This window comes from Clostridium sp. AF29-8BH, assembly GCF_003478145.1.
GTDB lineage: Bacteria > Bacillota > Clostridia > Lachnospirales > Lachnospiraceae > Otoolea > Otoolea fessa.
In genome coordinates this window covers 1-12,065 of sequence record NZ_QUEL01000037.1, presented here as the reverse complement: position 1 = coordinate 12,065, position 12,065 = coordinate 1, and the positions used below count along the sequence as shown (strand labels likewise).

Here is a 12,065-nt window from a genome sequence, read left to right as displayed (position 1 = left end):
ATCTGCACGCATGATGCTGCAGACCGCATCCGTATTGATTCCTAAATCAACGCTGCATATCACCTGCTCTTTTACATCTGTTTTTGATAAGCTTACTTCCTCTGTGTATGAAAACCGAAGGAAATATTTATGATGTTTCTTTTCCAAAATTGGGGCAGATGCCTTTTTACCACTCCATTTTTTTCGAAGATATTCCATATCGGTATAAAGTAATTTTACCTGAAACCACTTCCACTCACGCCCATCAAACAGCTTTAAATGTGCCACATCTTCTCCCGGTTCTGCTTCCTTATACATGACATCCCGATAGAATACCGGCATCGCATGATTCTCACAGACCAGCTTCGGTCTTCCCCTCAGTTCTCCCTTTTCCCACAAACCAAGGCGTGTCTGATAGGAGGACACTGCTCCAAGTGCGTGTTGAATCGCCGCTCTTCTCAGATAAGATGGCATCTTAGGGAAATGACGGTCAAACAGAAATCTGGCATGATTCTTTTTTGTCTCATGTACCAGATGTTCCGCTTCATTAAAGCGTTTTTGTGGATTTCTGATTTCTGAAAGTTCTTCCCAGGTCTCTGCATACACCGGAATCAGATAGGAAACTGCCTTCCGAAAAATATCCAGCGTAGAGCGGAGCGGTATATTCTTTTTTTTAATTTCTACTCCATAGCTGGATACAATCTGCATAAAATTTCCTACTTTCTTTTTTCCTTCTCTTTTTGTCCCTCAATGTATGCCACTACCTGATCCCTGCTTCGGTCACTTACGGTGACTGCACAATACGATGGATTCCACAAATGTCCTCCCCACAGCTCCTGTTTTATTCCGGATGCGAAAGAAACAACTGACGTGCCAGATTCCCCTTCATAATCTTTATCATGTCTGATATAAAAAATTGCGGTTTGCAATCCAGAAGTAAATGAATATGATCTGGCATAACCTCCATCGCCAGAATCTTAAATTTGTATTCCTCCGCAAGCCCATACAACATTTTTTTACATTCTGCGTCTATCCCATTTTTCAGGACCTGTTTTCGATATTTCGTGCACCAGACAAGATGATATTGCAAAGAATACACATATCCTCTACCATATGAAAGTGTATTTCTCTTAATAGTAAATATATCTTTTTCCATGTTTATATTATACCATATGCCCCCACACTTGGCAAACGCTAGTTCTGTATCTTGATAAAAAATTTGGCGCACCTAACTCATCACTAAAGTAACGAGAACGCGGTGTGCCGTTTTTCAAACATTTTTCGAAATAAAAAGACCCATAGCCTTTCACTATGAGTCTTTTTCATACATCCCTTTTCTCTACTGGATAAACATAGCATCCCCAAAACTAAAGAACCGATATCTCTGCCGGATCGCCTCTTCATACGCCGTGAGCACATGTTCTCTGCCTGCCAGTGCGGATACCAGCATGACGAGCGTGGACTCCGGCAGGTGGAAGTTTGTGATCAGGCAGTCCAGAATCTTGAACTGGTAGCCTGGATAAATGAAAATGTCCGTCCAGCCGCTGCATGCGCGGATCGTGCCGTCCTCGGCTGCTGCGGATTCCAGCGTCCGGCAGCTTGTCGTACCGACACAGATAATGCGTCCGCCATTTTTCTTCGTCTCATTAATCATATTAGCAGCGTCTTCTTCGATGCGGTAAAACTCCGAATGCATATGATGATCTAAAACATTTGAAACCTTGACCGGTCGGAAGGTTCCCAGACCCACATGGAGTGTCACATGCGCGATCTTCACTCCCATCTCCTGAATCTGTGCCAGCAGTTCCTTGGTAAAATGAAGTCCGGCAGTCGGAGCAGCCGCGGATCCCTCATGTTCTGCATAAACGGTCTGATAACGGTTTTTATCTTTCAGACGGTGTGTAATATACGGTGGAAGCGGCATCTGGCCAAGCTGGTCAAGAATCTCCTCGAAGATCCCCTCATAGGAGAACTGAATCAGACGATTTCCCTCTTCTACCACATCAATGACGGTTCCTTTTAACAAACCATCGCCAAAATTAATTACGGTTCCCGGTTTTGCCTTTTTACCCGGCTTTACCAGTGTCTCCCAGATATCGTTCTCACGACGTTTCAGAAGAAGAATCTCGATATGTGCATCCGTTCCCTCCTTGCTTCCGATCAGACGCGCCGGGATAACCTTCGTATCATTGATCACCAGACAATCGCCCGGATGAAGATAATTGACAATATCCTTAAACACCTTGTGCTGCATCTCGCCCGTCTTTTTATCCAGCACTAAAAGCCGGGAAGAAGAACGATCTTCCAGCGGATCCTGCGCGATCAGCTCCTGTGGTAAATCATAATAAAAATCTTTTACATCCATTCTTTCTGCCTCTTTTTCTTTCTATCTATAAATCTCTTTATTTTTCCATTCAGTTAGACAAAGTAAAACATTTTAAGGATTCGACGCAGACGGCTCTGTCTCATCCCGCATATACGACGCGCCCTGCTTCATAAATTCCACGCGCTCTTTCAGCGCTTCATCCTGCTCCATCGCCGCATCCATTGCTTCATCCGTCTGCTTGCTGAGAAGGCGCACATCCTCATTGACCGACAGCTCTTCAAAATACTGCGTCAGCTCTTCGGACATTTTCCCGTCATCGATCTGCCAGCTTCCGTCCTCCGCCCGGATCGCATAGATCCGCACCAGACTCGGTGCCGGTGTCTCCACGCCCGTATACAAAATCTCATAATACACATACGCTGCCATCTCGCCGTCCCTAAGTCCCGGTGTCGTATAACATTTCACATTCTGGTACCCGGAAATGTACTGCTTCTGTTCTTCAAATTCCTGACGGTAGTGTTCTTCCTCACTCGTATCCTGTGAGGTAAACAACTTCACAAACGTATCCATATCACAGTCGGAAACCGCCTGAAAATAAGTATTCATCAGCTCTGTGATCCCCGGCTCGCCATTCTCTGTCAGAATACATCCGCCAAAGTCCTGAATATATTCTTTCGTGTCCGGCTCAATCACCATTCCAGATCCGCCTGTATCCACCATTTCTGCCGGTAAGCCATCCTTTTTCCCCAGAATGTTTGTTATTTTCCCGGAAAACATCGCCACCGCGCCAATCAGAATCAATACAATCACCGCCGCAAGCAGCATCACATAGCGGCGCAGTTCCCAGTCCGTTCCGTTCTTCCGGCTGCGTCCCGGTTTCTTTTTCGGTTCTCCCACCCGACCGCCTCCTGACTTATTCGATTGTTAATATTATAGCGGTGATTTGGTTACTCGGCAAGCGGTATTTCCGAAAAAAAACTTGCAATTTTCTAAATATTATAGTATCATACAAGTAATGCGTCTGTAGCTCAGTGGATAGAGCGCCGGCCTCCGGAGCCTGAGGCGTAGGTTCGATTCCTATCAGACGCATTCTTAAAAAGCGACAGCGGAGATATCTCAGCCGTCGCTTTTTGTGTTATTCATGATAAAAGGAGGACTCTTTCCGTGGAACTCATACACGTTTCTGGAAATACAGACTGCCTGCTTGGCAAAACAGCCGTCGGCATCTACCGCATCGACGACACCCGCTGCATCCTGTTTGACAATGGTTACTCAAAGGAATATGACGAGCTGATCGGCTCTCTGAAAGACGCCGGGCTGACCCCGGCGGGGCTGATCGTTTCCCACGCGCACATCGACCATCATGGAAACAGCAAACGCCTGCGCGAAGCCTTTCAGATTCCACTGGCTATGTCGCTTGGCGAAGCCGGGCTGATCGCCTCCCAGGCGGCGCTGGAACGGTATACCAATTATTTCGGGCGCTCCGAGGAGGAAAAGGTTTCCATCGACACCGAGCAGCGCTGCCCGGTTGACTGTATCATCCAGCCGGAGGATACTTCCGTGACACTCTGCGGCATAACCTTCCCGGTTCACCATCTGCCGGGGCATTCCCTCGACCACATCGTCATCGGCACACCGGACGGCGTCTGCTTTGCCGGGGACGCGCTTTTAACCGAAAATGTCCTGCGTCACGTCAAGCTTCCATACTGCGACCACGTCGGTCTGGATCTGGAAAGCAAGGAAGCAATCACAAAACTGCCTTACCAGCACTGGATTTTATCGCACAAAGGTCCATTTGATGGTAATATCCGGGAACTGGCAGAGAAAAATATGGATCTTGTCCGCCTGCGTCTCGCAGAGCTGGCAAAGCTTTTGCAGAGACCGATGACGCGTGATGAATTTTATCAGGAAAGCCGACGCCTGATCGGAATGCACATCGGTACCTACGACCAGCTCATCCGTCAGGAACGCCACCTGCGCCCATATCTGGAACAGCTGGTGATCGATGGGACGGCACGGCTGGAAGTAAAAAATGACACTATATATTTTTACTTGAATGAATAAACTCTTTCTGCATGAATTATCACTCTTTATAAACAACGATTTTGGGGAATTTTTGCACATTTTCCCCCTCTTGTTGTTATCGTTTCCGAAAATACACACTCGCCACCGCAAATCCCAAGATTCCCGCTCCCATCACGGCGAAGCGGGAATATGTTTTTAACAGCACCAGAATACGTTCCCACGATGCCCCCGCCACCGCGCCGGCTCCGATGAGCACCGTATTCCAGATAAGACTGCCCGCTGTTGTCAGAAGGAGAAACGGCAGCAGTTCCATCTTTGCCATCCCCGCCGGAATCGAGATCAGGCTTCGGATGATCGGAACGAATCGGCAAAAAAAGACGGCTGACCGTCCCGTTCTCTCCAGCCATCCGTCTGCATCTTTCACATCTTCCACTTCTACTCCCAGCCGTTTTCCCCATGCCCCGCCCAAAAATGCATAAAACTTCTGCACGGGAATGTGCCGCCCCAGCTCATACAGAATCAGCGCCCCCAGCACCGAGCCCGCCGTCGCTGCCAGAACTGCCCCGGCTATGTTCATCCGTGTATATGTTGTCATAAATCCACCAAAGGTTAAAATCACTTCCGACGGGATCGGCGGAAACAAATTCTCAATTAGAATCAGGGCAAACATTCCCGCATATCCGTATGAACTTAAAAGTTCCAGCACTATATCACGCATGATATATCGCACTCCACGTTATCTCCACATATTCTATTTATTTTATGCGGAACGGAAAAAATCCAGGCATCTAATTTTCATTTTTCATGCCCGAATTTTAATTAAACCTAGAGAATCATCACATCCCCCACGGCCCCCGTATCCGAGAACTCTGTCCACTCGCACACATTGACCGCGTGATCGGCGATTCGCTCCAGATACTTAGCAACCATCAAAAGATCGACTGCCACATCGGATTTATCCCCGTCTTTTTTCAGAAACTCAATCACTTCCCGTTTTACCCGCTCAAAGAAGGCATCGATCAGGTCATCCCTCTGTTCGAATGTCTCCGCCGTCTCGGTGTCACGCTCAATAAACGCGTGAATCGCATCCTTTACCATCGTTTTCACATTTGCCACCATGGCCGGAAGATGTTTGCTTACAAGACTAATATCTGCATCCTCCAAACGCAGGGACAGATCGGCAATGTCCGCCGCCTGATCGCCCATCCGCTCCAGATCGGTCACAACCTTCAGCGCCGTCGAGATATGGCGCAGATCACTGGCGACCGGCTGCTGCTTTAACATCAGCGTCAGGCAGTGTGTCTCGATCTTTCGCTCCATATTGTCCACATCCCGGTCTCCTTTGATAACCTTCTGTGCCAGCTCTTCATTATGCTCGGTAAGCGCTTGAAAACTACTGTCAATCGCATCCTGCACCATCTGGCTCATCGCGTTCAATTCCTGATTCAGCCCTTCTAACTCCTGTATAAATGCCTCTCTCGTCGCCATCCCGTATCTCCTCTCCATCTCCCCTGTTTTCTGCCCAGAAATTTTCCACTTCTGAACAGTAAACTGATTTTCTACTTATTTTTAAATCCTCAATCTTACGCCTATCATCCAAACCGTCCGGTAATATAGTCTTCCGTCTTCTTCTCCCGCGGATGCGAGAACAGATCCGTCGTCGGTGCATACTCGACTACCTCTCCCACCAGGAAAAATGCCGTGTAGTCCGCAATACGGGTCGCCTGCTGCATATTGTGGGTAACGATGACAACTGTATAATTCTTCTTAAGCTCGCCCATCAGATCCTCGATTTTCAGCGTGGAAATCGGGTCCAGTGCCGAGGTCGGCTCATCCATCAGGAGAATCTCCGGCTCAACCGCCAGCGCACGCGCGATGCAGAGACGCTGCTGCTGTCCGCCGGAAAGTCCCAGTGCAGAACGTTTCAGGCGATCCTTGACCTCATCCCACAGGGCCGCGCCGCGCAGACTCTTCTCCACAATCGCGTCCAGCTCTGCTTTTCCCTTAATGCCGTGAATCCGCGGTCCATACGCGATATTGTCATAAATACTCATCGGAAATGGGTTCGGCTGCTGAAATACCATGCCGACCTTCTTGCGAAGAAGCGTCGTATCAACCTCGGATCATAGATATCCTCGCCGTCGATCCACACCTTTCCATTGATTGTTACATTCGGCACCAGATCGTTCATGCGGTTCAATGTTTTCAAATAGGTAGACTTACCGCAACCGGACGGTCCGATAAACGCTGTGATCTGATTTTCATATATATCCAGATTGATATTTTTTAATGCATGATTGTTTCCATAGTACAGATTCAAATCCGACGTAGAAATTTTTGTCTCCATATCATTTCCTCATTTTTTACTTTATTTTAATTTTGTCACATCAAACCGGTTGGTCAAAAATCTCGTCAGCAGGTTGATTACCAGCACGATAATCAGAAGCACGACCGCGATTCCAAACGCCTGATCGTATTTTGCTTTCTGCATCGACAGGTAGAGCTGGATGGTCAGCGTGCCGCTCGACTCAAACAGTTTTCCAAACAGGTTTTTCGGAAGCTGGAAGCCGCTTCCGGCAGTAAACAGAAGCGCCGCCGACTCGCCCACGATACGGCCAATCGAAAGGATGACGCCGGTCAGAATACCCGGTGCCGCACTCGGCAGCAGGATCGTCCGGATCATATACCATTTCGTTGCACCGATTCCCAGTGCGCCGCTGCGGTAGCTGTCCGGAACGGTTTTTAGTGCTTCCTGTGTGTTCCGCGTAATCAGCGGAAGCACCATCAGGGTCAGCGTGAAGGATCCGGTCAGAACCGAATAGCCCAGCTTCAGCGTCATTCCGAAAAAGACCATACCGAACAAACCAAAAATAATCGACGGAATACCGGACAGGATCTCGGTTGTAAATTCAATCGTCCGCACCAATTTTCCCGGCTTTGCGTATTCGTTCAGATAAATGGCGGAGCCGATTCCGATCGGCGCTGCAATGATAAGGGTAATTACAATGATGTAAATCGTGTTGATGATATTTCCCAGAATACCAAAGGTGCCCTTGAGGGAGCTCTGCACCGTGGACAGAAGCTGCCAGGAAACCTGCGGCAGGCCGCGCACAAACACATACCCCATGATGCCAACTAACAGCGCGATCGCCACGCCAGCTGCCAGATAAATCAGCACTTTTAAGATATTATCCCCGATGCGGGTGCGCTTCTGGTAAATACTTTTCATACTATTATCGGTCATTTGCGCCGCCCTCCTTCACAAACATCCGGCTGAGCACCGTGTTGATAAACATGATAAATACGAACAGCACCAGACCGATGGTAAAGAGCACTTCCCGGTGAAGTCCCTCTGAATAAGACATTTCCGCCACGATCGCGGTTGTCAGGAAACGGACGGAGTTAAATGGAAGCGGCAGATTGACTGAACTTCCAGATACCAGGCTGATCGCCATTGCCTCCCCGATCGCACGTCCGCAGCCTAAAACCACCGCCGTAATGATGCCGGAGTGCGCCGCCGGAACGATTACTTTGAAAATCGTCTGGATATGCGTTGCACCGAGCGCCAGCGATGCGCTTTTTAAATGTTTCGGGACTGCCCTAAGCGACGCCTCGCTGATATTGATGACGGTCGGAAGAATCATGATTGCCAGAACCAGAACCGCCGATATCAGGTTCGCACCGCCGGTAAACTGATGCGTCGTGGAACCGGCAAAGATTTTCATTTCCAGCTTATACATCAGGGGATTTAAAATCAAAATTCCTAAGAGTCCGTAGATAACCGACGGAATACCTGCCAGAAGCTCAACTGCCGGGCGGACCACTGCCGCTACCTTCGGCGGTGCAACCTCTGCCAGAAAGATGGCGGTAAACAGCCCAATCGGAACACCGATCAGGATCGCCAGAAAGGTTCCGACGATGGAAGTTAAAATAACGTAGAGAATTCCGAAAAACGCCGGATTTCCAGTCGGCTTCCAGACGGTTCCAAATAAGATTTCCGGAACACCCACCTTAAAAAGTGCCGGGGTACCGCTGATAATCATGTATAAGGTAATTGAAAAAACTGCCACCACCGCCAGCAGGCCGCAGGCGGTAAAAATAATTTCCGCTGCCCTCTCTACCGCTGATTTCGTGGCATGGCTTCCAAAAATGGTAAATTTCTTTTCGTGCATATGTCTCTCCTGTCTCGGATTGAACAGCGAGCCGCTTTCGGTCAAAGCAGAGTTTCCTTTCTGCGGCTTGACTGCAAGCGACTCGATATTATTTGAATCTATTCAATATTATATGTATTCGTGAATTACTGATTTTTCTATCCTTACCGGTTTTCACCGGTAATTTTATCCACATTCACAAATTCCGATGCAGTTTCTTACTTCGTAGTAATCAGGCCTACAGATTTAATCAGGTCATCGCCTTCTGCAGAGTATACATAGTCAAACAGAGCCTGTACCAGCTCGTTCTGCTCAGAAATTTCTCCCTTGGTTGCCATAACGAATGGACGGCTTAAGAAATAGCTGCCTGCCTTGATGTTCTCCTCCGTCGGCTCTACATCATCCAGTTTAACTGCCTTAACGGTATCATCGACTACATCCAGGGAAACGTATCCGATGGAACCCGGTGTAGATGCTACTTTTGCCATAACTGCACCGGTGGAATCCAGCTCGTTTGCATATTTGCAGGCATCTTCCAGACCCAGAAGCTCCTCAAATGCGCCTCTTGTACCAGAACCTGCTTCCCGTCCGACTACGACAATCGGCATATCGCTGCCGCCTACATCCTTCCAGTTTGTGATACTTCCGTCGTAAATGCCGGTCAGGTCATCCTTGCTCAGACCATCTACTGCGTTGGACGGGTCAACGACAACGGCGATACCATCGATAGCTACGATATTTTCAACAGCACCTTTTGCTTTCTCATCATCCTTTAATGCTCTGGAAGAATCACCGACATCACACTGACCTGCCAGCACGGACTCGATACCTGCGGAAGAGCCGGTAAATTCAGCCTGTACAGTCACGTTCGGATATTTCTCCATGAACGTTTCTGCCAGTGCATTTGCAAATTTTTCCATCGAAGTGGAACCTGCCAGGGTGATAGAACCACTCAAATTTTTTGCATCTGCGCTGTTCTCGGTTGTATCTGCTGCTGCATCACTTTCAGCTGCGCTGGTTTCTGCGCTTGTGTCTGCTGCACTTGTATTTGTATTGCTGGAACCACATCCTACCATTCCAGTTGCCAGAACGGCTGCTCCTAATACTGCGATTGCTTTCTGAACATTTTTCTTCATAATAAAATTCCTCTTTCCTCTCTCTTTTTTCTCTCAGAGTTTTTTATCTTTGATTTCTTACAGTACGCAGTATAAAAGATTCCTGGATTTACAGAAATCATATTTTGGTATCGTTTATGTAAAATTTGGGTAATTTTTGTGGGAGTGAATGTAAGATATGGTTTCGGATTTGCTCTGCTTCTCTCCATGATCGGAACCGCCGCCGGACATCTCTCCGGGCTTCGCTTGAAAGCCCGGCAGAGATCGCCGGCGGCGTGATTCTGATTTTTATACTGAGTTTCATTCTGCTCTCAAACAAGGCAGGTGAATTTCCCCAGACATCCTACTTCAGAACAATCTTCTTAAAGTTTTTCTTACCTCTCTTGACAACCATTCCTTCGCCGGAAAGCTGATCCTTCGTGAAGACTGCCTTGATATCTTTTACCTGGTTTCCGTCTACAGATACGCCGCCCTGCTCGACATTTCTTCTTGCCTCGGAACGGGACGGAGCCAGACCGGATTTCTGCAGGATGGAGAGAATATCGATCTCATCACCGTTGAAATCATCCTCAGTCAGTTCGTAGGTCGGCATATTGGCTGCATTTCCGCTGGAGAACAGTGCTTTCGCTGCTGCCTGTGCCTTCTCAGCCTCTTCCTCGCCGTGTACCAGCTTGGTCAGCTCGTAAGCCAGGATCTCTTTTGCAGTATTTAACTGGCTGCCTTCCCATTTGTCCATCTCATCGATCTGCTCAAGCGGCAGGAAGGTCAGCATACGCAGGCACTTTAATACATCGGCATCGGCTACGTTTCTCCAGTACTGGTAGAACTCGAACGGGGATGTCTTGTTCGGATCCAGCCATACAGCGCCGGACTGGGTCTTACCCATCTTCTTGCCCTCGGAGTTTAACAGCAGGGTGATGGTCATTGCGTGTGCGTCCTTGCCAAGCTTTCTGCGGATCAGCTCGGTACCGCCTAACATATTGCTCCACTGATCATCGCCGCCGAACTGCATGTTGCAGCCGTATTTCTGGTATAACATATAGAAGTCGTAGCTCTGCATAATCATGTAGTTGAACTCTAAGAAGCTTAAACCTCTCTCCATTCTCTGCTTGTAGCACTCAGCCGTCAGCATGCGGTTGACACTGAAATGCGGTCCAACCTCGCGCAGTAAGTTTACATAATTCAGATTCATCAGCCACTCTGCGTTGTTGACTAAGAGCGCCTTGTCATCAGAGAAATCGATGAAACGGCTCATCTGCTTTTTGAAGCAGTCGCAGTTATGCTGGATCGTCTCCGGTGTCAGCATCTGGCGCATATCCGTACGTCCGGACGGATCGCCGATCATGCCGGTGCCGCCGCCAAGTAATGCGATCGGCTTGTTGCCTGCCATCTGCAGACGTTTCATCAGGCACAGTGCCATGAAATGTCCTACATGAAGGCTGTCTGCGGTCGGGTCAAAACCGATATAGAAAACAGCTTTTCCTTCGTTGACCAGTTTTTTGATCTCTTCTTCGTTTGTAACCTGAGCGATCAGCCTCTGGCTACTAATTCTTCGTAAATCTGCATCTTCTCTCTACTCCTTTATTAAAATTGGGGGTACAAAAAGCCCCGTCCTCCAAAAAGGACGGGGCAAAATTCCCGTGTTACCACCTTTGTTCGCAGACAGCTCGCGCCCATCTGCCTCTGCCGGTACCCTCTGATACCGTGACCGGATAACGTGTGTCTCTCACGTCGCAGCCTACCAAATCAACCGCCGCACATTTTCCACGCAGCCTTTTCATCGGATCCGATTTTAGATTCTTCGGTGCGAAGCTCCGGGATGTATTCGAATATCCGGTTCACGCGCGCCTCTCATCATCCGGCTGCTTTCTGTGCGCTCTCCTGCGGATCTCTACTTGTTCCCTTCATTGCCTTTGTAAGGTTATTGAGTATATTCTGTATTATAAGCGAAATTTATTATTTGTCAAGGCAATTTCTCAACTTCAAACTTCACGCTATAAAATTTTTACATTACTTTAAATTCAAAGCGTAAAAAGTAGTGTACATATTTATTAAATATAATTATCATATTATTACTTTAGTCACACAGTTCCCAATCTCCCAGCCACGTATCCTTAGAATAATTATATAATCTTCTATATAATTTCCCGTTTTCAACTTTATAAACATATTTTATAACATCTGCTCTAGCTATTGAACTCGATTTTTCAACAGCCACCTCTTTCTCTTGTGCAAACGCAGTCCCTGAAAAAATACATGTCATAGCAATTATTACTGCTAAAATTCTGATCGTTTTTTTCATTTTTATTTCCTCCTAATATTAATATTCTTTAATTCATTTGGTATTTCATCCAATGTTCCTATATATGTACCATTCATATATAATTCATACCCGTTTTCTGTCTTTACAAAAAAGTTATTTTTTTTGACTATATCATCTTCTTCAAAATACGGTGCATGCAACTTCAA

At 47.5% G+C, this 12,065-nt stretch carries 9 protein-coding genes, 1 tRNA gene and 4 pseudogenes; 2 read left to right on the top strand and 12 right to left on the bottom strand.

Going from position 1 to position 12,065, the window contains the following annotated elements:
* The 4 genes and pseudogenes from DWZ16_RS14730 to DWZ16_RS14715 form a co-directional block, all read right to left on the bottom strand.
* Window positions 1-687 (bottom strand): annotated as a pseudogene (locus DWZ16_RS14730) (IS200/IS605 family accessory protein TnpB-related protein); the annotation flags it as partial.
* Between the two features lie 8 nt (window positions 688-695).
* Window positions 696-1,135: pseudogene (gene tnpA / locus DWZ16_RS14725) on the bottom strand (IS200/IS605 family transposase).
* A 183-nt stretch (window positions 1,136-1,318) separates the two neighbouring features.
* Window positions 1,319-2,344 carry a tRNA preQ1(34) S-adenosylmethionine ribosyltransferase-isomerase QueA gene (gene queA, locus DWZ16_RS14720; RefSeq protein ID WP_107001497.1) on the bottom strand — a complete coding sequence of 342 codons (1,026 nt, stop codon included), beginning with the start codon at window positions 2,342-2,344 and terminating at the stop codon, window positions 1,319-1,321.
* A gap of 72 nt (window positions 2,345-2,416) precedes the next feature.
* Window positions 2,417-3,202 carry a hypothetical protein gene (locus DWZ16_RS14715; protein WP_118494285.1) on the bottom strand — a complete coding sequence of 262 codons (786 nt, stop codon included), beginning with the start codon at window positions 3,200-3,202 and terminating at the stop codon, window positions 2,417-2,419.
* Between the two features lie 120 nt (window positions 3,203-3,322).
* Here DWZ16_RS14715 and DWZ16_RS14710 point away from each other — a divergent pair.
* Both DWZ16_RS14710 and DWZ16_RS14705 read left to right on the top strand, forming a co-directional pair.
* Window positions 3,323-3,394 (top strand) — tRNA-Arg (locus DWZ16_RS14710).
* Between the two features lie 75 nt (window positions 3,395-3,469).
* A complete protein-coding gene (locus DWZ16_RS14705) occupies window positions 3,470-4,369 on the top strand; it encodes an MBL fold metallo-hydrolase (protein ID WP_182427382.1) in 900 nt (299 codons plus the stop codon).
* A 76-nt stretch (window positions 4,370-4,445) separates the two neighbouring features.
* Here DWZ16_RS14705 and DWZ16_RS14700 read toward each other — a convergent pair whose 3' ends face one another.
* From DWZ16_RS14700 to DWZ16_RS14665, 8 genes and pseudogenes are all read right to left on the bottom strand, one after another.
* The gene (locus DWZ16_RS14700) at window positions 4,446-5,048 is read right to left on the bottom strand and encodes a DedA family protein (protein WP_022359897.1); all 603 of its coding nucleotides are present in this window, start codon (window positions 5,046-5,048) and stop codon (window positions 4,446-4,448) included.
* Window positions 5,049-5,155: 107 nt separating this feature from the next.
* Entirely contained in the window at window positions 5,156-5,818 is a 663-nt protein-coding gene (phoU, locus tag DWZ16_RS14695) for a phosphate signaling complex protein PhoU (RefSeq protein WP_107001493.1), read from the bottom strand.
* A gap of 104 nt (window positions 5,819-5,922) precedes the next feature.
* A pseudogene (gene pstB, locus DWZ16_RS14690) lies at window positions 5,923-6,677 on the bottom strand (phosphate ABC transporter ATP-binding protein PstB).
* 21 nt (window positions 6,678-6,698) lie between these two features.
* A complete protein-coding gene (gene pstA / locus DWZ16_RS14685; protein WP_118523122.1) occupies window positions 6,699-7,574 on the bottom strand; it encodes a phosphate ABC transporter permease PstA in 876 nt (291 codons plus the stop codon).
* Complete coding sequence (pstC, locus tag DWZ16_RS14680; protein ID WP_118523124.1) at window positions 7,564-8,502, bottom strand: phosphate ABC transporter permease subunit PstC; 939 nt, start codon at window positions 8,500-8,502, stop codon at window positions 7,564-7,566. The genes pstA and pstC overlap by 11 nt, the downstream gene beginning before the upstream one ends.
* A 197-nt stretch (window positions 8,503-8,699) precedes the next feature.
* Window positions 8,700-9,617 carry a phosphate ABC transporter substrate-binding protein gene (locus DWZ16_RS14675; RefSeq protein WP_118523121.1) on the bottom strand — a complete coding sequence of 306 codons (918 nt, stop codon included), beginning with the start codon at window positions 9,615-9,617 and terminating at the stop codon, window positions 8,700-8,702.
* Between the two features lie 322 nt (window positions 9,618-9,939).
* A pseudogene (gene tyrS, locus DWZ16_RS14670) lies at window positions 9,940-11,162 on the bottom strand (tyrosine--tRNA ligase).
* A gap of 511 nt (window positions 11,163-11,673) precedes the next feature.
* Complete coding sequence (locus DWZ16_RS14665) at window positions 11,674-11,898, bottom strand: hypothetical protein (protein ID WP_107001488.1); 225 nt, start codon at window positions 11,896-11,898, stop codon at window positions 11,674-11,676.
* Window positions 11,899-12,065 lie beyond the last annotated feature (167 nt).